The 23120-nt window shown below is 63.9% G+C and carries 14 protein-coding genes, 1 other RNA gene and 1 pseudogene; 11 read left to right on the top strand and 5 right to left on the bottom strand.

Going from position 1 to position 23120, the window contains the following annotated elements:
* Nucleotides 1–168: 168 nt before the first annotated feature.
* Nucleotides 169–1659: a PhoPQ-activated pathogenicity-related family protein gene (locus tag XdyCFBP7245_RS13485; protein ID WP_104616150.1), complete on the top strand. Its 1491-nt coding sequence runs from the start codon at nucleotides 169–171 to the stop codon at nucleotides 1657–1659.
* A gap of 499 nt (nucleotides 1660–2158) precedes the next feature.
* Complete coding sequence (locus tag XdyCFBP7245_RS13480; protein WP_104616109.1) at nucleotides 2159–3178, top strand: glucokinase family protein; 1020 nt, start codon at nucleotides 2159–2161, stop codon at nucleotides 3176–3178.
* Nucleotides 3179–3221: 43 nt separating this feature from the next.
* Here XdyCFBP7245_RS13480 and XdyCFBP7245_RS13475 read toward each other — a convergent pair.
* Nucleotides 3222–3298, bottom strand: a non-coding RNA gene (locus XdyCFBP7245_RS13475) — sX9 sRNA.
* A gap of 127 nt (nucleotides 3299–3425) precedes the next feature.
* On the opposite strand from XdyCFBP7245_RS13475, the pseudogene XdyCFBP7245_RS13470 reads away from it, so the two are divergent.
* Nucleotides 3426–6063, top strand: a pseudogene (locus tag XdyCFBP7245_RS13470) (TonB-dependent receptor).
* Between the two features lie 277 nt (nucleotides 6064–6340).
* Here the strand turns inward: XdyCFBP7245_RS13470 and hrpA are convergent.
* Nucleotides 6341–10456 (bottom strand): ATP-dependent RNA helicase HrpA, encoded by a 4116-nt coding sequence (gene hrpA, locus XdyCFBP7245_RS13465; RefSeq protein ID WP_104616108.1) that lies wholly within the window; start codon nucleotides 10454–10456, stop codon nucleotides 6341–6343.
* A gap of 105 nt (nucleotides 10457–10561) precedes the next feature.
* Here hrpA and XdyCFBP7245_RS13460 point away from each other — a divergent pair, with 105 nt between their 5' ends.
* From XdyCFBP7245_RS13460 to XdyCFBP7245_RS13440, 5 genes are all read left to right on the top strand, one after another.
* A complete protein-coding gene (locus tag XdyCFBP7245_RS13460) occupies nucleotides 10562–11110 on the top strand; it encodes a Dps family protein (protein WP_104616107.1) in 549 nt (182 codons plus the stop codon).
* 434 nt (nucleotides 11111–11544) lie between these two features.
* Nucleotides 11545–13341, top strand: coding sequence for a DNA helicase RecQ (recQ, locus tag XdyCFBP7245_RS13455; protein WP_104616106.1), 1797 nt, complete (start codon nucleotides 11545–11547; stop codon nucleotides 13339–13341).
* 136 nt (nucleotides 13342–13477) lie between these two features.
* On the top strand, nucleotides 13478–13960 hold the full coding sequence (locus tag XdyCFBP7245_RS13450; RefSeq protein WP_104616105.1) for a hypothetical protein: 483 nt from the start codon (nucleotides 13478–13480) through the stop codon (nucleotides 13958–13960).
* Nucleotides 13961–14038: 78 nt separating this feature from the next.
* The gene (locus XdyCFBP7245_RS13445) at nucleotides 14039–14443 is read left to right on the top strand and encodes a response regulator (RefSeq protein WP_104616104.1); all 405 of its coding nucleotides are present in this window, start codon (nucleotides 14039–14041) and stop codon (nucleotides 14441–14443) included.
* A 322-nt stretch (nucleotides 14444–14765) separates the two neighbouring features.
* Nucleotides 14766–15359 carry a hypothetical protein gene (locus XdyCFBP7245_RS13440; RefSeq protein ID WP_104616149.1) on the top strand — a complete coding sequence of 198 codons (594 nt, stop codon included), beginning with the start codon at nucleotides 14766–14768 and terminating at the stop codon, nucleotides 15357–15359.
* A 1190-nt stretch (nucleotides 15360–16549) separates the two neighbouring features.
* Here the strand turns inward: XdyCFBP7245_RS13440 and XdyCFBP7245_RS13430 are convergent.
* Nucleotides 16550–17260, bottom strand: a complete 711-nt coding sequence (locus tag XdyCFBP7245_RS13430) for an rRNA pseudouridine synthase (protein WP_104616102.1) — start codon at nucleotides 17258–17260, stop codon at nucleotides 16550–16552.
* 223 nt (nucleotides 17261–17483) lie between these two features.
* On the opposite strand from XdyCFBP7245_RS13430, the gene XdyCFBP7245_RS13425 reads away from it, so the two are divergent.
* From XdyCFBP7245_RS13425 to XdyCFBP7245_RS13415, 3 genes are all read left to right on the top strand, one after another.
* Entirely contained in the window at nucleotides 17484–17690 is a 207-nt protein-coding gene (locus tag XdyCFBP7245_RS13425; protein ID WP_170068645.1) for a hypothetical protein, read from the top strand.
* A gap of 623 nt (nucleotides 17691–18313) precedes the next feature.
* The gene (locus XdyCFBP7245_RS13420; protein ID WP_104616100.1) at nucleotides 18314–20482 is read left to right on the top strand and encodes a methyl-accepting chemotaxis protein; all 2169 of its coding nucleotides are present in this window, start codon (nucleotides 18314–18316) and stop codon (nucleotides 20480–20482) included.
* Between the two features lie 350 nt (nucleotides 20483–20832).
* The gene (locus XdyCFBP7245_RS13415) at nucleotides 20833–21318 is read left to right on the top strand and encodes a hypothetical protein (protein WP_146091674.1); all 486 of its coding nucleotides are present in this window, start codon (nucleotides 20833–20835) and stop codon (nucleotides 21316–21318) included.
* Here the strand turns inward: XdyCFBP7245_RS13415 and XdyCFBP7245_RS13410 are convergent.
* On the bottom strand, nucleotides 21270–21620 hold the full coding sequence (locus tag XdyCFBP7245_RS13410) for a response regulator (protein ID WP_104616098.1): 351 nt from the start codon (nucleotides 21618–21620) through the stop codon (nucleotides 21270–21272). The two genes, XdyCFBP7245_RS13415 and XdyCFBP7245_RS13410, sit on opposite strands and share 49 nt — an antisense overlap.
* Entirely contained in the window at nucleotides 21617–22624 is a 1008-nt protein-coding gene (locus XdyCFBP7245_RS13405) for a sensor histidine kinase (protein ID WP_104616097.1), read from the bottom strand. The genes XdyCFBP7245_RS13410 and XdyCFBP7245_RS13405 overlap by 4 nt, the downstream gene beginning before the upstream one ends.
* Nucleotides 22625–23120: the final 496 nt, after the last annotated feature.

The following is a 23120-nucleotide window of genomic DNA, read 5'->3' as shown; positions in this document are numbered from 1 at the left end:
CGCCGACAACCCCGACTTCGTTTTCGCCGGCATCTGGTGTGGGCACTGCAAAGGATGGATGCGCCCTACGTGCCAGACTTGCCACCGACAACGGGCTTGATCTGCGCGTCTGGCGCGGGCCGGGCCCTTGATCGCGCTGGCTCCCAGCGCCGCTGACGGAGAATGCCGATGCGCCTGACGACACGCTGCGGGATTGCACTGCTGGGCTTGATCGCAGGGCCTGCACTGGCATCCACCGCTGCCGAACGCTGCGCCACCGCGCCCGAGGTCGGGTTTGATCAGGCCCTGGTCTGCTATCGCGATGCGGTGGAACAACAGCCGCTGGTCTACACGCGAGGCGCCACCAGCCGCATCGCCGGTGTCGAGCGGCGCGAGTATCTGTTGACCTCGCAGACGTGGTCGCCTGAAGGGCTCGTCACCCCGGCCACCTGGCAGCATGACGTTGCGATGTATGTACCCGCCAATGCGCTGCCAACGCGCGCCTTATTGATCTCCACCAATGGCACGCGTCATCCGATCGCAGGCAGTGCGGCGCAGCCGGCCAGCGAGTTGCCGCCGGAAGCGCTGGCGGCGCTGGCGCAACGCAGCCGCACCGTGGTCATCGCGCTGAGCGATATCCCCAATCAGGCGCTGCAGTATCAGGGCGATGCCGCCCCGCGCCGCGAGGACGACAGCGTCGCCTACAGCTGGTCGCTGTTTCTGCAAGCGCCGCAGCAGCGCAAGACCATGCCACTGCATGTACCGATGGCCGCGGCGATCGCGCGCACCATGACTCTGGCCGAGCGCGAGCTGGCACCGCTGCAGATCCATCGCTTCATTCTTGCCGGTGCATCCAAGCGCGGTTGGGCCAGCTGGCACGCCACCATCGCCGACCCACGCGTGGACGCTGTGGTGCCGTTCGTGATCGACATCCTCAATATGCCGGCCGTGCTGGACCACATGTATCGGGCGTACGGCGGCAACTGGCCGATTGCATTCAACGCCTATGCGAAGCAGGGAATCACCGCGCAATTGCAGACCCCGGCGTTCGCGCAACTGGTGCAACTGCAGGACCCGCTGAGTTATCTGCGCACGCCCTACCGCAATCGCGTGAGGGTTCCCAAGTACATCGTCAACGCCAGCGGCGATGATTTTTTCCTGCCGGACAATACGCAGTTTTTCTATGACGCGTTGCCTGGCAGCAAGGCCTTGCGCATGGTGCCCAACAGCGCGCACAACGGCATCCGCGCATCGATCGTCGACGGCTTGGTGCCGTTTATCACGCGGCTGCAGCAGCAGCGCTCGCTCCCCAATGTGAGCGACACGTTGCGCGCAGGCGACGCACCGCACATTCGCTTCCGCTCGTCGGAGCGACCGACGCAAGTGCGGCTATGGGCGGCCACCAATCCGCAGGCGCGCGACTTCCGCTATGCCTGCGGCATCCGCTACCACGCCACCCCGGTTGCGCTTGCACGCGGCAACAGCGTCTCGGTGCCGGTGCAGACTCCAGATACTGGTTGGAGCGCCTATTTCGTCGAAGCCACCTATGCCGATGGATTCGTCGCTACCAGCCAGACCTATGTGCTTGGCAAGCAGCAATATCCCTCTACAGCACCGCCCACCGACAATGCCGCGTGCAGCACGTTGCCCGGCATTGCGAGTCGCGCTGCTGCGGGTTGAACGGTGATTGCTGTTGCAATGAGGGCGGACAACGCACGGTGATTGCTGTTGCAATGAGCGCGGACAACGCATCGCGCGGCGCGCCGTTCGGCATCTTCCATAGCCAACCTTGATCCGCACACGGCAGTGATGCTGCGTGACGCTGGGCATGCCAATGGCTTCGGCTTTACGAGGCAGTAGTTCGCGATGTCGTGTAGCGCTCCCAAATAAAGAAAGGTGGTCGGTGGACTAGTACCTCACGGCCACCGCATGCATCCGCGCCAGCTGAGCACGCCTGCACACCTTCACCGCGCCAACTGCAAACTCGCAACTGTACCGTCTTGTCCACTTTGCGCAATGAAGTCCGCATAGAACCGGTCCAGAGGGCGGCTTTTGCACTTGAGCCTGCCGCCAAGATCGATCCAACCCGACTGGACCATTGACATCGTTGTCACCAACTCCTAAACAGGCCGCTACACGCTGATGGCATCGGCCGATCAGACGGACCAAAGGACTGCATGTGGCTGCGACTTCGCGTTCTGCTCACGTTTCTGCCATGCCCGCTGTTCCTGTCGCCGCCGGGTTTATCGCGGCCGATGTCGGCGGCACGCATGTGCGTCTTGGCCACGTGGTGCAGACAGATAACGCCATCGCGGTTGCCCATTACCGCACCTATCGCTGCGGCGACTACGCCATCCTGGCCGACTTCCTGCCGCAGGTGAGCCATGTCGAGACGGTCGTCATCGCCAGCGCCGGCGTTGCGCTGGACGATGGCAGCTTCATCAGCAACAACCTGCCATGGAGCATCTCGCCCAACCGCCTGCGCGCCGCGTTGGAACTGCGCAACGTGCATCTGGTCAACGACTTCGAAGCGGTCGCCTATGCGGCGCCGCAGATGGAACCGCGTGCGGTGCTGCAACTGAGCGGCCCCACGCCGCGGCATGCACGCAGCGCCGGGCCGATGCTGGTGGTCGGCCCCGGCACCGGATTGGGCGCGGCGGTGTGGATCGATGCCAAGCCGCGCCCCATCGTGCTGGCGACCGAAGCAGGCCAGGTCGCATTGGCCAGCACGCACGCGCACGAACAGCAGTTGCTGCGCATCCTGCTGCGCGACCAACACTATCTGCCGCTCGAGCACGTGCTGTCCGGCCCTGGACTGTTGCGGCTGTATGCCGCGGTGTGTGCGCTGCACGGTTCGCCGCAACGTCATCAGCAGCCTGCGGCAATCACGCATGCGGCATTGCATGAAGACGACGCACTGGCGCGCGAAACCCTGCACGTGTTCTGCGCCCTGCTCGGCCACGCCGTCGGCGACATGGCGCTGGCCTACGGCGCTGCCGGCGGCATCTATCTGGCCGGCGGCATTCTGCCGATGATCGGACACTTTCTGGCGTCCAGCACGTTCGGCGCGCGTTTTCTGGACAAGGGCAACATGCGCGCGGTGCTCGAACGCATCCCGGTCAAGCTGGTCGAGCACGGGCAGTTGGGTGTGCTCGGTGCAGCCAATTGGTATCTGCAACACCACGCTGACGTGTCGTAAGCGTTGCACCGCGCGTTTTCCCGAACGTGCGGTTACTAAAAGTGGCTAACAAAACGTAGCGAGCAGTCGTCAGGTGGGTGTGGACGGCGCGCTCAGAACCGGAGTGTACGAGGGGTACATGCCGATTCCGAGCACCGGCCGCGCCCGCCTGGCGGTGAGCACAGTCGTTTTGTTAGCTACTTTCAGTCCCCGCATCCGGCGAGCCACGGCCCGCCATCCATCCCTGTGCGTGATGAGGAGAGACATCATGAAATACAGCACCACCCTGCTGTGCAGTGCGATTGCGTTGTCGTTGGCGGTCACCGCGCAAGCCCAGGACAGCCCTGGCCAGCAAGCCACCGAGCTGGACGCCGTCCAGGTGGTCGGCATCCGTGCCAGCCTGGAAAAATCGCTGGATACCAAACGTAACAACACCGGCATTTCCGAAGCGATCACTGCCGAGGACATCGGCAAGTTTCCCAGCACCAATGTGGCCGAAGCGCTGTCGCAGATTCCCGGCGTCACCCTGGACCGACGCTTCGGCCAGGGCGAGCGCGTCAGCATCGACGGCACCGACCCCAGCTTGAATCTGTCGTTCCTGGATGGCCACCCGGTGGCGCAGGCGATCTGGTTGTACGGCGAGCAGCCCAGCCGCGGATTCGATTACACCTTGCTGGCGCCGCAGATCCTGGGCCGCGTGGAGATCCTCAAGTCTTCCGAAGCGCGGTTGACCGAAGGCAGCCTCGGCGGCACGGTACTGATGCACACACGCCAACCGCTGGATCTGAAAGCCAACGAGATCGCCGGCTCCATCGGCTACAGCTACAGCGATCAGGCCAGCAAGGGCAACCCCAATGCGGCCCTGCTCTATAGCTGGAAAAATCCCGCAGACACCTTCGGCATTGCCGTGTCCGCGCAGCACTACGAAGAACGCGTGGACCGCCGCGGCATGGAAGTATTCGGCTACGCGCCTGCCAGCACCTTCGCCAACGCCGCAGGCACGGTACCGGCCGATGCAGACGTACCCAACTCGATCAACGCTGCGTGGTTTCAGCAGGACCGCGAGCGCGACAGCGCAGTGGTCAACCTGCAAATCAAGCCCAGCGACGCGTTGGAATTCAATCTGAGCGGTGTGTACATCAACGAGAAGTTCGACAACTACAACCAGTCGATGTACAGCTTTTTGACCTGGAATGCCGGCACGGTGGCCGCGGTGGACGAGCTCGGCGATGTGCGCAACGGCGTAGTGACAAGCGGCCATTCCAGCGCCAACGCCGATCCGCTTGGCGGCACGGTGATCTACGACAACAACGTGCGCGAATCGGAAGTCACCACCAAAGGCCTGGATCTGCGCGGCGCGTTCCGCGGCGATGGCTGGGGTGTGAAGGGCCAAGTGGGCCAGAGCAAATCCGAAAAACAAGGATCTGTCGCAATACTTCATCGAGCCGTTCTACAACGGCGGCTTCCGTTGGGACACGCGCCGCGGCATCCAGTTCGACGACCTTGCGCGCGCACGCGACCCAGTCAATTGGGGCTCGGCCGGCGGCTGGTTCGGCAACAACGGCATCTTCTCCACCGAGAGCAAGGACACCTACGGCCAACTGGATCTGGATGTGCAGTTCGATGGCGTGTTCAACCAGTTACTGCTGGGCGTGCGTCATGGCAACCATGAGGAACGTTTCGAGCTCAACGTCTACGGCGGAGTGACCCCTGGCACATTGGCCGATGTTGGCACGATCGGTCTGACCGACCTGCAGGATTTCTATCCCGACCACGGCCAGCACGTGCAGGCCGGGCGCAACAATGTGCTGAACTGGATCCGCAATAGCCCGGTCGATTACAACGCGCCGGATCCAGCCAGTTATCTCAACAACAGCTGGGCGCTGGAGCAGACCAATAACGCGGCCTACGCGCAGTTGAATTTCTCCGCAGGCGGTCTGCGCGGCAATCTGGGCGTGCGCTACGTGGACTCCAAGACCGAAGGCAGCGTCTTTGTCTATAGCGGCACACCGTCGCTGGCCAACGCCGACAGCCTGTGGCAGACGCGCACCCGCAAAGAGGACCTTCTGCTGCCGTCGCTGACCGTGTCCTACGACACCAGCGAGGACTGGGTGTTTCGCTTTGCCGCGGCCAAGGTGATCGCCTGGGCGCCCTACAACCAGATGGTCAACAACACCTTCCTCAACGACACCACGCTGACCGGCAGCGGCGGCAACGCCGAGTTGTCGCCGTATGAATCTTGGAATTTCAATCTCTCGGCCGAGTATTACTTCGCGCAGCAATCGGTGGTGGCATGGTCGGTGTTCTACAAAAAGATAGACAACTACATCGACACCAGCGCCAGCGTTGAGCGTCAGTACAACGCGCTGCGCGACACCGCACCGCAGAGCTGGGCGCAGTTGCTCGGCAGCAACGGTTGTACCGCCGACGGCTACTGCGACTACAGCGTGCAGCGGCCGCGCAACGCCGGCGACGGCAAGGTCAAGGGCTTCAACCTCTCGTTCCAGCAACCCTTCGGCGACAGCGGCTTTGGCCTGACCGCCAACTACACATACGCCAACGGCGAAAACAACACCGGCGATGCGCTGCCGTATCAGTCACGCAACAGCGTGGCCTTCAGCCCGTACTTTGAGAAAGGCCCGCTCAACGCGCGACTGACCTACAACTGGCGCGACAGCTATCTCGCCGGCGGCTATGTGGCCGGTGCGGCGCCGGCCAGCGTGGACGACTACGCCGAACTCGGCGCCAGCATCGGCTATGCATTCAGCCCGAACTGGTCGCTGCAGATCGATGGGCAGAACCTGCTGGATGAAGAGTATCTGCAGTATCTGGGCGACAAGGATCATCTGGCTGGCCGCTACAAAAGCGGGCGGCGCTATATGGCGAGCCTGCACGTGAAGTTCTGAGGCTGCGACGTTCTGACGCTGGCGTCTTCGTGGGTGCGGTCACTGCCATGTGGCCGCACGCGCGGGGCGCGTTGGGAACCTGCGTCGGCCAGTAGTGCTTGGCGATGCGTCGGCGTACGCCACGCATCGCCCATCCATGCAACATGATCTAGGCACGGCAGGCGACCGACATGCCATTGCGGCGGCCAAGCGCATGGCCCATCACTCGTCGGCAGGTAAGCGCGAACGGCTCACGCTACAGCGGGCTGCAAGCAGCCGCAGGCAATCCGCCGACAACTCAGCCGCGCAACGCCGCCACCCGCTGCGACAATTTCTTTGCCGACACGCCGGACCTGGCACCGAGCTCCTGCGCGAACACCGAAACCCGCAACTCTTCCAGATCCCAGCGCAGCGCCTGCCAGTCGGCACGCTGCTGCAAGCCACGCGCAGCCGCATCGCCCAACGCATCCACAAACGGCTTGAGCTCAAGCATGCGCGACTGATCGCGCGCCGGGTCGCGCTTGGCACGCTCGGTCCGCAGGATCATCGCCTTGAGATAGCGCGGATAATTGGCCAGCGCCTCGGCAGGTGTCTCGCGCAGAAAGCCCGCATGCACCAGCGCGCGCAACTGCTGCTCCATATCGTCCAGATTGCCGCGTGCCCAGCCCATCAGTGGCGCTTCCAGCAACGGTTTGAGCTCGGCCACGGCGCCCAGGATGCTCTCGGCCAATTTGAGCCGCTCCATCGCTTCGCCGAACAGGCGCTTGGTCGCATCGTCGCGACGTTGCGCAAACGCACCCGGGTCGCGGATCGCGCCCAGCCCATCGGCCAGCACCGCATTGAGCGCGGCATCGACCAGATCGCCACGCAGGCGCTCCTGCGATTCGATCGCCGCATACAGCAGACCGGTTTTGGGAGAGACCGGCAACTGTTTGCGCGCGTGTTTGATCTTGTCGGCCAGCGCGATTTCCAGCAGGCGACGCACGCCGCGCGGATGCGCCTGCGCGGCGTCGTTGCGGTCGGCAAAGATGCGCAAGGCAGCATCCTCGCCCTGATCTACCAGGGCCGGGTACGCCGGCACACCGGCCTCGCCGGCGACCTGTTCGGGAATCGGCGTGGCGGGGAAATCGCGCAGTCCTTCTGCAGCCAGTGCGCGCCCGGCACGCGCAGCAAACGCCTGCCCGGCGCGTTCGCCAAAGTGCGCACGCAGCCCGTCCAGATCGCGCGATTCGGCCAGCACCTTGCCGTCGTCGTCGCGCAGACGCAGGTTCATCAGCAGATGCGTGTCCAGCGATTCTTCATCGAAATCCAGCGCGGCGACCTGCACCCCGGTGGCCTTGGACAGAAAGCGCGCCAGCTCGCCACGGATATCGTCGGCCGACGGCAGGCTGTAGGCCTCGTAGAACGCACGCCCGAAATCCGGCGCCGGCACAAAATTGCGCCGCTGCACCTTGGGCAGGCTGCGGATCAGCGCCGATGCCTTGTCGGCGACAAAGCCGGGCGCCAGCCATGACAGGCGCGCAGGGTCCAGCGCATTGAGCAGGTGCAGCGGCACGTCCAGGGTGACGCCGTCATCGATCGCACCCGGCTCGAAGCGGTACTGCAACGGCAGCCGCGCATCGCCAAGCGGGAAATACTTCGGGAAACGATCGGCTTCGCTGCCTTCGCCGGGCAGCAGATCGTTCAAGGTCCAGTGCAGGCTGCGGCGTTTGTCCGGCGGCAAGGTTTTCCACCACGCATCCAGCCCGCTGGCCGAATGCAGCTCGGCCGGAATGCGGTCCAGATACCAGCGCGCCTGCCAGCCTTCGTCGGCCACGATACCGGCACGGCGCAGCTTGGCCTCTTCCTCGCGCGCCTGTTCCAGCACCTTGAGGTTATCGGCCACAAACGCCGCACGCGTATTGATTTCGCCGGTCACCAGGGCTTGCCGCACGAACAGATCGTGCGCGGCGGCCGGGTCGATCTTGCCGAAATGCACCGGCTTCTTCGGCGCCAGCACCAGCCCGAACAGGCTGATCTGCTCCGAGGCCACCACCTGCCCTTGGGCGCGCGACCAATGCGGGTCGAAATGCTTGCGTGCCAGCAGGTGCGGCAACTCGGCGATGGCCCAATCCGGCTCGATCGCGGCGTTGGTCATGCCCCACACTTTTTGCGTGTCCAGCAAGGTCGCCGCAAGCATCCACGGCGGTGGCTTGCGCGCCAATGCCGAACCCGGGAACGGCACGAACCGGCGTTGCCGCGCCGCCAGGAAGTCGCCCTTTTCGGTGCGATGGCCGATCTGCGTGGGCAGGCCCGCCAACAGTGCGCGATGCAGCGATTGGTACGCGGCAGCGCGTTCGCGCTCGCTCGCACGCGCCGAGCCTTCCGCGGTCTCGGCCTGTTTGTTCGACGCCGCCGCAGCGGATTGCGTCGGTGGCGCAGTCGGATCGGGTTTGCCTTCGCGCGCAAGACGCGCGGCGCGATGCAGCTGCCCGCGCGTCGGCCGGTTGGCGTTATGGCCATCCTCGCGCGCAGGCGCACTGGCGCCCGCCAGCAGCGGCGCCAGCATCACGTTGGCCGGCTCTTCGCTCCAGCCGAGTTCTTCGCACAACAGGCGCAACTGCCGATGCAGCTCGCGCCATTCGCGCATGCGCAAAAAGCCCAGAAAATGCCGGTTGCACCAGTCGCGCAACTTGGACTGGGTGAGGTCTTCGTGCACCTGCCGGTACGCATCCCATAGGCGCAGGATGCCGACGAATTCCGAGCGCGCATCGGCAAACACTGCATGCGCATTGTCGGCCGCCTCGCGCGCTTCCGGCGGGCGTTCGCGCGGGTCCTGGATGCCCAGGAACGCGGCGATGACGATCATCTCGCGCAGGCAGCCGTGCTGCTGCGCGGCCACCAGCATGCGCGCCAGCTTGACGTCCACCGGCAGGCGCGCCATCTGCCGACCGATGGCGGTCAGACGGCGCTCGGCGTCGATCGCGCCCAGCTCCAGCAGCTGCTGCCACCCATTGGCCACCGCGCGCTCGTCGGGCGCTTCCAGAAACGGGAAGTCTTCGATCCGCCCCAGCCCCAGTTGCAGCATGCGCAGGATCACGCCCGACAACGACGCGCGCCGGATTTCCGGGTCGGTAAACGCCGGCCGCGCGGCGAAGTCCGCTTCGGCATACAGCCGGTAGCAAATCCCTTCGGCGATCCGCCCGCAACGGCCCATGCGCTGATTGGCGCTGGCCTGCGAGATCGGCTCGATATGCAGGCGGTCCAGCTTCTGCCGCGGGCTGTAGCGCTTGACGCGCGCAAAGCCCGGGTCCACCACATAGCGGATGCGCGGCACCGTCAACGAGGTTTCGGCCACGTTGGTGGCCAGCACCAGACGCCGGCGCGGGCCAGGGTTGAACACGCGGTCCTGGTCGGCCGCCGACAGCCGCGCATACAGCGGCACCACTTCGGTCTCGCGGTATTTGCGCCGTTCCAGCGAATGATGCGCATCGCGGATCTCGCGCTCGCCCGGCAGGAACATCAGCACATCGCCGCGCGGGTCGATGCGGGTAATCTCGTCGATTGCCGCCACGATCGCATCGTTGACGCTGCGCTCGCCGTCGCGGCCGGCATCCTGCGCATCGTCGCCGCCGCTTTCGCCTTCGAGCGGGCGGTAGCGCACTTCGACCGGGAAAGTTCGCCCTTCCACATTGATCACCGGCGCATTGTCGAAATGCTGCGCAAAGCGCTCGGTATCGATGGTGGCCGAGGTCACGATCAACTTGAGATCGGGGCGTTTTTTCAGCAGCTGCTTGAGGTAGCCGAGCAGGAAGTCGATGTTGAGGCTGCGCTCGTGCGCCTCGTCCACGATGATGGTGTCGTAGGCCGACAACCAGCGGTCGCTGGCGATCTCCGCCAACAGGATGCCGTCGGTCATGAACTTGATGCGCGACTGCTCGCTCACCCGGTCGGTGAAGCGCACCTGGAAGCCCACCACGGTGCCCAACGGCGTCTTCAGCTCGTCGGCCACCCGCGCGGCCACCGCACGCGCGGCAATCCGGCGCGGCTGGGTGCAACCGATCATGCCCGCGGCGCCGCGCCCGGCGGCCAGACACAACTTGGGCAGCTGGGTGGTCTTGCCGGAGCCGGTTTCGCCAGCGATGACCACCACCTGATGATCGCGGATCAACCCGATGATGCGCTCGGCTTCGCGTGCGATCGGCAGGTGCGTGTCCAGCGTGATCGCCGGCTGCTGCTCGGCACGCGCCTGGCGCTGCGCCAGCGACGCTGCCAACGCCTGCTCGAACGCCTCGCGCAGCTGCGGGTTGCCGGGTTTGCCCTGCCAGCGCGACCATAGGCCAAGCAAACGGCCCCGGTCTCGGCTCATTGCGCCATCCACGGCGTTGCGGCGCTCACGCAGCAGCGTGGCAAGGTCGGTGTCGATAGCGCTCATTGATCGAGAAATGTGAAAGATTGAATGACGTTTGATCCTTTAGCCTGTCTATTGTGACGCCATATCTGTTCCATCAGACATCCACTTCCTCAGAAGGGCCATCCCATGTCCAAGAAAAAGAACGCCAACAAGCCCGTCGTCATCAACGATGCCCTGCCGGTCGCTGCCGCGTCGGCGCCGCATATCGATATCGGGATCAAGGACGGCGATCGCAAGAAGATCTCCGACGGTCTGGCCCGCTACATGGCTGACGCCTTCACGTTGTATCTGAAGACCCATAACTTCCATTGGAACGTCACCGGGTCGATGTTCAACTCGCTGCACACCATGTTCGAAACCCAATACACCGAGCAGTGGGCCGCGCTGGACGAAGTGGCCGAGCGCATCCGCGCCCTGGGCTACAACGCACCGGGCTCGTACCGCGAGTTCGTCGCCCTGACCTCGATCCCGGAAGAGCCGGGCCTGAGCGACAGCGCCGACTGGCGGGAGATGGTGCGTCAGCTGGTCAGCGGCAACGAGGCGGTGTGCCGCACCGCCCGCAAGGTACTGGGCACGGCCGACGACGCCGGCGACGACCCGACCGTGGACCTGCTGACCCAGCGCCTGCAGACCCACGAAAAGTACGCCTGGATGCTGCGCTCGCTGCTGCAGTAACCCGTTGGGCTTCGCCCCTGCGGGTTTGTCCAAGGTTTCGCTGCGTCGAAGCCTTGGGCGCCTGCTCACTGCCTGCCACACCCTGCGCCTTCGGCGCGCCCCCTGACTCAGGGGGCTGCGGCCATCTCCGCTTCGCGGACAGGTCCCCCAACGTTTGCTCTGCAAACGTCGGGCCCCACTACGCATCCCCACACCCCCCGCCTTCGGCGCGCCCCCTGACTCAGGGGGCTGTGTGCTGTCGGTTGTTGAGCCCCTCTCCTGCGGGAGAGGGGTTGGGTGAGGGTACGGTGCGAAGCCTCATCCAGCTCAACCTCACAAGACCTCACACACGGCTGATCCAACGCCCTCACATCACGGCGTTCCCCGACCAGTCGGCACGCAATGGTGCAGGCATGACACCGACCAGGGCTTGACCCGCACGGTATCCTAGGTGGATGTCTTCCCCCGCCCACGAACTGCTCAGCCGCGTCTTCGGTTACGACGACTTCCGCGGCCCGCAACAAGCCATTGTCGAACACGTCGCTGCCGGCAACGACGCCCTGGTACTGATGCCCACCGGCGGCGGCAAGTCGCTGTGCTACCAGGTGCCAGCGCTGTTGCGCGATGGCATCGGCATCGTGGTGTCGCCATTGATCGCGCTGATGCAGGACCAGGTCGAAGCCCTGCGCCAGCTCGGCGTGCGCGCCGAATTCCTCAATTCCACGCTGGATGCAGAAAACGCGCAACGGGTCGAACGCGCCCTGCTGTCAGGCGATCTGGATCTGCTCTACGTCGCACCGGAGCGCCTGCTCACCCAGCGCTTCCTGTCCTTGCTGGAGCGCAGCCGCATCGCGCTGTTCGCCATCGACGAAGCGCATTGCGTCTCCCAATGGGGCCACGACTTCCGCCCGGAATACCGTCAGCTCACCGTGCTGCACGAGCGCTGGCCGCACATCCCGCGCATGGCCTTGACCGCCACCGCCGACCCGCCCACCCAGCGCGAGATCGCCGAGCGTCTGGATCTGGTGGACGCACGCCACTTCGTCAGCTCGTTCGACCGCCCCAACATCCGTTACACCGTGGTGCAGAAGGACAACGCGCGCAAGCAGCTGCAGGAGTTCCTCACCCGTTATCGCGGCTGCGCCGGCATCGTCTATGCGATGTCGCGGCGCAAGGTCGAAGAAACCGCCCAGCAGCTGTGTGCGCAAGGCTTCAATGCCCTGCCCTATCACGCCGGCCTGCCGGCCGAGGTGCGCGCAGAAAACCAGCGTCGCTTCCTGCGCGAGGACGGCATCATCATGGCCGCCACCATCGCCTTCGGCATGGGTATCGACAAGCCGGACGTGCGCTTCGTCGCGCATGTTGACCTGCCCAAATCGCTGGAAGGCTACTACCAGGAAACCGGCCGCGCCGGCCGCGATGGCGACCCGGCCGAAGCCTGGCTCTGCTACGGCCTGGGCGATGTGGTGCTGCTCAAGCAGATGATCGAACAGGGCGAAGCGGCCGAAGAGCGCAAGCGCCTGGAACGCGCCAAGCTTGATCACCTGCTCGGTTACTGCGAATCCATGCAGTGCCGCCGCCAGGTACTGCTGGCCGGCTTCGGCGAGACCTATCCCAAACCCTGTGGCAACTGCGACAACTGCCTGACCCCGGCGGCGGCGTGGGATGCCACGGTGGCCTCGCAGAAAGCGCTGAGCTGCGTGTACCGCAGCGGCCAGCGCTTCGGTGTTGGTCATCTGATCGACATCCTGCGCGGCAGCGAGAACGAGCGCATCAAACAGCTCGGCCACGATCAACTGAGCACCTACGGCATCGGACGCGACCTGGACGAGCGCACCTGGCGCGGCGTGTTCCGCCAGCTGGTGGCCGCCAGCCTGCTGGAAGTCGACAGCGAGGGCCACGGCGGCCTGCGCCTGACCGACGCCAGCCGCCAGGTCCTCAAGGGCGAGCGTCAGGTAATGATGCGACGCGAGAATCCGGCCGCCGGACGGGAGCGCGGCGCGCAGCGCACCGGCTTGCCGGTGCAGCCGCAGGACCTGGTGTTGTTCAACGCCTTGCGCGGGCTGCGCGCGGAGCTGGCCAAGGAACAGAACGTGCCGGCGTTCGTGATCTTCCATGACAGCACATTGCGCAATATCGCCGAGCAGCGGCCGACCAGCATCGATGCGTTATCCCGGGTCGGCGGCATCGGTGGGGGCAAACTGGCACGCTATGGCGCGCAGCTGATCGACATCGTGCGCGAGCAGGGCTGATGCAACAGCGTGTGCCAGCGCCATGCCTGCTTCGACACAACAATCGGCGGGAATCGACAGCGCGCATTCAATCAGCCATTGCTAGTTTCACAAGGCGAGCTGGCACGCGCTGCCAGTCCCTCTTAGAGTTGAACCGATGAAACGCAGCCTGCTTCTCCTGGCCACTCTATTTGCCGCCGGTGGCGCGCTCGCCCAGACCGGCGATGTCAGCGCCGAGCCAGCCAGCGCGCGTTCGCTGGACCTGAGCGTCCCGCAGGCGCCACTGCAGTACCGCTCCGACCCGGAATACAGCACCGACCCGCCGGGCACGTTTTACGGCGACAAGAGCGGCCCCCGTCCGGCCCTCACACGCCCCAGCGCTGCCTCGATCGCCGCCGAACGTGCCGAGCAATGCCAGGGCAAGCTGCATGGTGCGGTCGAGACCGGCATGGGCTATTCCAACCGTGGCGGAAACAGCAACTGGCAGGCAGTCAATTTGAACTCCTGCAAGACCTATTACGACGACGACGGCAAGGCGCATCAGATCGGCGTCAGCATCAGCGTCGGCCGCGGCGAAGGCCCGGTCTTTGGCCCCCGCTACGCACCTGGCGGCTATGGTCCGGGCCCGTTCGGCTGGTAACCATACGGCTGCGTCTGCGTTGACGGGGGGTTCACTGCCGCATCGCCGAGAATGTGGCTTGCCTTACGAGACGTGCTCATGTCACAGAACAAGGAACGGCCAGTTGTATTCGTCGTCGAAGACGGAGACGGCACCCGACAACTCAGCTGCCTTGTCCTGGAAAGTTACGGCTTTACCTGCCGCAGCGCCGGATCGGTCGAAGAAGCGCTCGCCCTGATCGACAGCGACCCGCGCGTGGATGTGCTGTTTTCCGATATCCATTTCCCCGGCGGCCTGACCGGCGTGGACCTTGCGCTGAAAACCGCGCATGCGCCATACAACCTGCCCGTGCTGCTGACCTCCGGCCTGGCGGTGGAATACGTGGAAGAGATCCTGCCCGATGGCGTGGCCTTCCTGGAAAAGCCCTACACCCCCGAACAACTGCTCACTGCCATCCGCAGCGTGATGGCCAAACGCCGCGTGCTCGCCACCCCGGGCGTCTGACGCGCACGGCCGCAACTGGACGGCGGCCCACAATCCCGGTATGAAATGCCAGCCGTCGCGCGATGCGGCGGCAACGGGGATTGATCACGACACAGCTGTCCCCAGGCCGCGGCGCAATGCCCGCCTGGTGCCGCTGTGCTTTACGCCAGGGGACAACATGAAACAGCTAGTGACCGCAGCCATTGCCATGGCTGCGTTGAGTGGGTGCGCAACGGTGATGAACGACGCGACCCAGCCGATTCGCGTCGATACCAAGACCGCCGACGGCCAAACCATCACCGGCGCAGATTGCGCCATCAGCAACGACAAGGGGCGCGTCACCCTGAAGTCCGGCCAGACCGCACAGGTGCGCCGGTCCGCGCACGATCTGCAGGTCAGCTGTGTGCTGCCCGGTCAGCGCGATGCGGCGGGCCGCTCCATCTCGCGCGCCAACATGGGCATCTGGGGCAACATCCTGATCGGCGGCGCCATCGGCGCCATCGTCGACCACAACAAGGGCACCGGGTACACCTACCCGAGCTGGATCCAGCTGGTGTTCGGGCAGACGCTGAGCTTCGACCGCCATCGTGAGGAACGCGGGCAGCCACTGCAGGGCGAAACCGCGCAAGGCGGTGGCGTGGCGGCAAGCGGCCGCACGCACAACGAAGCGGTCACAACGCCGCTGGCGGCCGATGCTCCCACCGCCGCGCCTGGCAACGTTGCGACATCGTCCGCCGCCGCGATGGCGCCGACCAAGCCTGCAGGCCCGGCGATGTCGAGCGAATCGTCGATGGCACGCGCCCAAAGCATCAGCAGCGGTTTGAATTGCGGCCCGGTGCAGGCGACTGGCCCCACCCGCTTCACTGCCACCTGCCAGAGCGGCAGCACGGTGCAGATCGACTGTGCCGGCTTCCGCTGCACGTCCAGCTTTCAGTGATCTGCCTCGACTGCGCTCGAAGACCGGGCGCAGTCCTGGGCGGCGCGACTGTCGGAACCGCCCCCACAGCCTGTCGGCGCGCCCCCGATTTACCTGGTGCATGGGTCATTTAAACTGCAGCCACCGGACGCGAGGCCTGTTGGGTCGCTCAACTCGCGGGGCGCTGAGCACGCCCCTGCCGGAACACTGCCGATGCAGACCTGCACGGCGCCGTGCTATTTGCGCAAGGCGTTGGATTCGTCAGACCACTGCAACGCGATGACTGCGCTCGATTAGGTTTGATCCGATTGCCTGCACGTGTTTTTTCCGTGCGAAATCAGTTGCACCTGCTGATCGAGAGGTGCACTTCGACCGGATGTAGCGAAGTTCGCCTGACGATGGGAGCCGTATCCCTGTGGCAATCTGTGCATGTGGCGACCATCGCTGATCTGCTTGCCGATCCAATCGATCTCTTCTGCCCGCCGATCTCATCGATCCACGCTGTGGCTCAGTACGTGTCCTGTTCGCATGCGTCGCGCTGTTTGATCGTCGCTGGTCGTAACACCGCAGCAGTTGCCACACATCGAACCCAAGCTCATGACGTCACCGCGCTGACTGCATGCATCGCACCCGTCGTATCCACACTCAACATCTGGCGTGTACTTCATCAATGCCCCCCGAGCTGCACGACAGCGCTGCTGGCCTTCAGGCGAAGCAAACGCACGTTGGCGCAACAACGCAGCGCATTTCACGCGATCAAGCAAGCCGCTCGCTAGGCTAACGTCAGCGCAGCGCTTGGCTGCAGATGACTTTCAGGAGATTTCCATGGGCGACAACGCGTTTCTGACACCGGCCTTCGCCATCTTGGTCATCGGGATCATCGCCGTGGTGTTCTGGCTGGTGACCCGCGCCAAGAAAAGGCGCAACAAGAAGTAAGCGGCCGGGCGATCGCCCGCAACGAAGCACGCGTTGCACGCGACTGCGTGCGATGCAGCCGCTCAGGCGTCGGTCGACTTGCGTCGGCCTTGCTTGATACAAGAATCTTGAAACAGGATTCATGCTTTCGAGTTGCGACGGCGCAGAGCTTCGGAAAGAGCAACCAGCCGCTTGAAGCAACTCTCGTTTTTCCAAGCGCACGATTTGGCCGATATGGCAGCTACAGTCAAGCGCGCTGCTTGCAGAAGCTGCACGCACACGCATCAAGGTGCGGCTTAAAAGCGCTCGCCTGTCGGCAGATACCGCCACTGGCCGATGGCCAGCTTGCCCAGCGACACGCGACCCACGCGCAGCCGACGGATGCTCACCACGTCCAGCCCCACCTCGCCGCACATGTAGCGCAGTTGGCCTGGCTGCACATGCTTGATCGCAAAGCGCAGCCGCTCTTCGTTTTGCCAGCTCACCTTGCACGGCGGCAGGCTGCGCTGCTGATACACCAGACCGTGCGCCAGACGCGCCATGCCGTACGGACGCAGTTCGCCACGCACTTCCACCAGAAATTCCTGCTCGATCGAGCTGGCATCGGCTGTCAGCCTGCGTAATACCCGGCCGTCCTGGCTCAACACCAGCAGGCCGCTGGCGTCGTCTTCCAGTGGCAACGGCGCATTGAGACGCAGAAAATGCCGCTTGAGCACGCGCAACTCGGCGTTATCCAGCTCGCTCCGGCTTGCCGGGTTGGCCAGTGCCACTGCGGCGTCGGCGGTCATTCCTGCCGGCTTGTGCAACAGCAAGGTCGCCGGCTCGGCGGGTTCAAGCACGGCATCCGGTGCGAGCGTCACCTGCGCAGCGGTTGCCAGGGCCTGCGGCTCTTCGACAACCACCCCGTCCACGCTGACCCAGCCGCCCTCGATGTACTGCTGCGCCTCGCCACGCGAGCAGCCGAACTGCGCGGCAACGCATTTGTCGAGACGAATGGGATCGGACATCGGGCAAGCTCAGCATCAGGGCACGGCAGTGTACGTGCTGGCTTGCCGAATGCGCGAGGCGCACGCCTCTCCAGTCGCGCGCTCCACGGGCGGGTCACGCCACGAAAACCGCAAGAACCCTGCGGCACTGCCTGGCGTCACCTCACCGACGCGCTTTCATCCATGCATGCTTCTGCCCTGCACCACAAAGTGGGAAACTCAGCACTCACACAGGAGCTCGCAGATGTTCATCAAGTTCGGCACCACCCGGGTCCGCCTCGCCCATATCTCGGTTATCAGCGATCCGTTCAACGCCGGCGAAAGCTTCGGCTCGTACTGCCACTCCGTGCGGGTCGGCCTGCTCTCCGGCGAAGAAGTCTTTGCGCGGTTCAACAGCGAGTCCGATGCACAACAGCTGCACGCCGACATGCTGGCTGCGCTGGAAGGCTGATGCCCGTGCGCAGCGCCGCGCGCGTACCCTGCTGCTGAAGTTCTCCTCATCACCAGATGCAATGCGCGCGGCCGAGACTGCTTCACGCTGGCCCGCATCGCCCTGCACTGCGGGGCACGGGCGCAACGTCGACCTACGCCGCGTGATCGCATCTCTCGCTGTCGCTCCAGCGAATCCGCGCAAGTCCAAGCAAGACGCGATCTGGCGCGCGTACCAGCGCCTCACGCGCGGCAGAACGAGCGTTCTGCAGGCGACACGCATCGATCCAGCCAAGTGTTACAAGCGCGACTGACAAATGGCGCACGCCATCAGGCATCGATGCGGATTTCTGCACACACGAAGCGACAACATGCTTATTGCGCGATTATTTTCAGCATCGGCAACATCTATTTAACGTGCACACAAAAGCGACGTTAGCTGCGCTCCATGCCTCTGACGCGATCAAGATGTCAGGCGCCGATGGACAGCTGTCGGGGAATCTCTTCCGCGCAATGAATCCGCTGTAACTGTTACAGAACGGAAGGCTTTAGCACGCCCGTCTCCAGCCGCTAGCTGGGCAAGACGCTTGAGTGGATGCACCCCGCATCCACTGGGCCCTTCAGCTGCGCTAACTGGATGCGGTTATGAACGATTATTTGCAACGCTTCAATGTCGGTCGTCGCTTGGGCACGGCTTTCGGCATTTTGATTCTCTTGTCGGGTCTGCTTGTAGCGACCGGCCTGATCACCATGTCCAACGCCCGCTATGAGCTGGATACCATCGTCAACAACAACATGGAGCGCATCCGGCTGTCGAACGACATGCTCGACGCCAATACCAACGTGGCGATCGGCCTGCGCGACATCGTGATGGTATCGGGCGATGCAGCAAACCGCCGCGCAATGGAGATGGTCAAAAACAACCGCGCGCGTTACAAGGAATCTCAGGCTGCACTGGCGGCCATGCCCAGCAGCGACGTCGAAAAGGCTGCGCTCAAGCTGGTGCAGGAAAAGCGCGACATCTCGGTCAAATTCAACAACCAGATTCTCGACTACGGTATTCACGACCAGAATCAGGAGGCGCAGGCCTTGTTGCAAGGTGCCGCAGCCACTGCAATGAATGAGCAGCAGGCCGCCATTCGCGACAACGCCGCGTTGGAGCGGCGCCTCAGCAAGGAGGCCTATGCCGCAGCAGTGGCCTCCATGCATCGCGGCAAGGCCATCCTGGCAAGTGGCGGCATTGCGGCGCTGGTCATCAGCACCTTGCTGGCGTGGTTGATCACGCGCAGCCTGACCAAGCCACTGAGCCAGGCCACGCGCACCGCCGAAGCCATCGCCGCCGGCAATCTGCATAACGATGTCCACACCACCGCCAACGATGAAACCGGTCGTCTGCTGCAGGCCATGGACAAGATGCAGCTGCAGTTACGCAACCTGATCGCTGCACAGACCGACATGGCCAGGCATCACGACGCCGGCACGATCAGCTTCCGTATCGATGCTTCGGCATTCCCGGGCGACTACGGCCGCATGGCCAACGACACCAATCTGCTGGTGGCCTCGCACGTGGTCGTGCAGACCGATCTGGCACGCATCATGGGCCGCTATGCCGTTGGCGAACTGTCCGAGGACATGCAGCCGTTGCCCGGTGAAAAAGCGGTGTTCAGCAACACCATGTCGCAGGTCAAGCTCAACCTGTCGGCGATGAATCACCAGATCAAGCATCTGGCGCAGTCGGCCGCCAACGGCGACTTCAGCGCGCGCGGCGATGTCGAGCGTTTTCAGTTCGACTTCCGCATCATGGTCGAAAGCCTCAATCATTTGATGTCCACCGCCGACGGCAACCTGCAGTCGTTGTCGTCGCTGCTGCAGTCCATCGCCGCCGGGGATCTGACTGCACGCATGAGTGGCGACTTCCGCGGCGTATTTGCGCAGATGCGCGACGATGCCAATGCCACCGCCAGCCAGCTGGCGCAGATCGTCGGCAACATCCAGCAATCGGCCGTCTCGATCAACGCGGCTGCCAGCGAGATCGCGGCCGGCAACCAGGATCTGTCGCAACGTACCGAACAACAGGCGGCCAATCTCGAAGAGACCGCAGCGTCGATGGAAGAACTGACATCCACCGTCAAACAGAATGCCGAGGGTGCACGCCAGGCCAATCAACTGGCGATCGGTGCCGCGCGTGTTGCTTCGCAAGGCGGCGACGTTGTGAGCAAGGTTGTCGAGACCATGAGCGGTATCGAAGCCTCCTCGAAGAAGATCGCCGACATCATCAGCGTCATCGACGGCATTGCGTTCCAGACCAACATCCTGGCGCTGAACGCGGCGGTGGAAGCGGCACGTGCCGGCGAACAGGGCCGTGGCTTCGCAGTGGTCGCCTCCGAAGTCCGCACGCTCGCGCAGCGCTCGTCCGGTGCGGCCAAGCAGATCAAGGACCTCATCGACGACTCGGTGCAGCGTGTGGCCGATGGCTCGGCGTTGGTGCGTAGCGCCGGCAAGACCATGGACGAGGTGGTTGCCAGCGTGCAACGCGTCACCGACATCATGGGCGAGATCTCTGCGGCATCGCAGGAGCAATCGGCCGGCATCGAACAGGTCAACCAGACCATCACCCACATGGACGAAACCACTCAACAAAATGCCGCGCTGGTGGAAGAAGCCACTGCCGCCGCACGCTCGATGGAAGAGCAGGCAGTGCAGCTAACCGACGCGGTGGCCATCTTCAGAATCGATGCGCGCCAAGTGCAAGAAACCAACATGCGCTCAGCCGCTCCGGTCGCACGGCTACTCCACAAAGTCGCCAACGCCTGATCCATCTACGGCTGCAAGGTTGCCGTTACACCACAAGACTGCGGCATGTCAGCAAGAGAGCGCCAACCGGCGCTCTCTTGCTTTGGGTATTCACCCATTACGCCATCGGCAAGCGCTTGCGTGTAACGCGGATGCGCGAGCGAGAATGGCGCAGCATGCGCCGAGCGAATCGGCATTGACGATCTGACCGGGCGTAACACCGTGGCAGAAAGCAGCTTTGCCTTGGTCTTTTGAGCTACGCGATCACCTCCATGCAGCGCACTCACCACAACATCTACCTGGCGCCCGCGCAAACGTATCAAGCCCCGTGGGCCGCACAGTTGGAAGCGTTATTCCCCGGAACGCGCAGCGTGAGCGATCTCGTCACCACGTTGCCGCCGGTCGGCAAGATCAAGGACTACTTCACCGCGGCCTTTCTTCAGGACGTCGCAAACAATCCGTTCGACCCATTGCAACTAGACCTGCAACGCAACGAACTGCTCGCTTGGCGCCCGCGCAACCGCATCTCGCTGTGCCGCTCATCCAACGATGCGAGCGTGCCGTTCAAGAACGTCACCAGGGCGATCGACACGTTCAAGCGCAATGGCAGCACCCAGCTGACAACGCTCGATCTGGGCACCGGCAAGCGGGAATACGCCAGCGCCTTCGTGCATCTGGCAGTCGAGGAAAGCTGCGTCGTGGCAGTGCGTCAGCAGCTGCTGGACCGTAGCTGCCGACCGTTGCCAATACGCGCGTCTGCGCCATGTCACCACCCCGCAGGCAGCCGCGGGATGTCGGTCTTGATTGCTTACTCCGGCAGCAGCTGCGCCAGCGCAGCCTTCAGGTCGCGAAACTGAAAGGGCTTCTGCAGCCCGTGCCGATGCCGGAACTTCTCCGGAATTCCGCCTTGCGCATAGCCAGTCACGAAGATGTAAGGCACGCCACGCGCATCCAGTTCTTCCGCAATCGGAAACGACAGCGTTCCACCCAGATTGACGTCCAATACCGCCAGATCCAGCTTGCCCTGCCGTACCACCTCAAGCGCGGCATCGACATCGCCCACCGTCGCCGCAACTTCATAGCCCAGCTCGGCCAGACAATCTTCCAGCAGCATCGCGACCAGCGATTCGTCCTCGACCAACAACACGCGCACGGTCACAGCCGCACCTCGGCAAGCTCGACCGGCAACGGAATGGATACCCGAAACCGCACGCCGGTAGGCTCGAACGCAAGCTCCACGTCGCCCTTGAGATCGTGCTTCAACCCACGCTCCAGCATGCGCGACCCGAAGCCCTTGCGCGTGGGCGGCTCCACGGCCGGGCCACCGGACTCCTGCCATGTCAGCTCGAGTATCTGTTGGTCGTCTCGCATCTGGCGTTCCCATGCAATTTGCACGGAGCCCTCGGACGACGACAGCGCGCCATATTTGAGGGCATTGGTGCACAGCTCATGCAGCGCCATCGAGAGCGCCAACGCGCGTCGCGGATCGAGACGGCAGGAATCGCCCAGCAGCGTAAAGCGCTGACTGTCGCGCAGTGCGTGCAGCGCCGCCGCATCGCGGGTCAGCTCCAGAATATCTGCACTGACCCAGTTCTCGCGGGTCAACGTGTCGTGCGCACGCGACAGCGCGAGCAGGCGCGCGTCGATTTTTTCCTGCGCATCGGCAAGGCTATCGGCATTGTTGAACGACTGACGCGCCAACGACTGCACCATCACCAACGAATTCTTGACCCGATGGTTGAGCTCGTTGATCAACAACTGCAGATGCTGCTCGTGCTGTTTGTGCTCGGTGATGTCGCGCGTGGCGCCGACGATTGCCTCGACGTTGCCATCCGGCCCGAACACCGGCGTAAAGATGTAATCGTAGACCCGCAATCCCTTGACCGTATGCGGAAACGGCACCTCGCCCCGAATCGGCTGACGCGTGGCAATGACGCGCTCGATCTCCTCGTCATGCATCGCGGCATGCCACGGCTCGTAGCCCAGCTCCAGGCACGTCTTGCCGCACGCGTCTTCCCAGCGCATGCCCCACATCGTCAATAGCGCCTGGTTGGCGTAGACGAAGCGATGCTGGGTATCGAACACGTATAAAAGGTCCGGCGTGGCCTGTAACAAAGCCTCGTAAATCCGCGACTTTGCGGCGTCCTCCTGATACTCGGCCATTCCCGTCATGGTCCTGAGGTTGGACCGCACAATAAAGCGATTGCCGTGAACGCGCGATCATGCCGACATCCGGATCCGGGCCACCCAAACCGGAATACCCCCCTCTTGCCTCATACCTGGCAAATCAGGCAGATACGTCGGTCATCGCGAAGCGGTCTCGCCATAACGCGTGCACCGGCGCTGCTGCGACAGGTGTTGCATGCACTGATGGTGACGCAAGACCGCCGCATTACCTTCACCCGCGATCCAGGTCCGCGAAAGGCCTGACGGATCAGCGCTTGGACACGCGCTTCGCTGCGATCGCCACCCGGCGATGAACGCCGGAATAACCCATTCGATTCGCAAGCCCACGGTCACCTCGGCGTCTTATGCGCACCGTAGCCTCCCGCCGAAAGTGACCAACACCTTAGGTATCCCCACGTTTTTAAGGTACCAGGCTCATCTGCTCGCGCACTGCGTCGGGCAGGGTGCGCAAGCGTTCTAGCCAGCGTGAGAC

This window comes from Xanthomonas dyei, from assembly GCF_002939865.1.
Classification (GTDB): Bacteria; Pseudomonadota; Gammaproteobacteria; order Xanthomonadales; family Xanthomonadaceae; genus Xanthomonas; species Xanthomonas dyei.
This window is presented reverse-complemented; position numbering and strand designations above follow the sequence as displayed.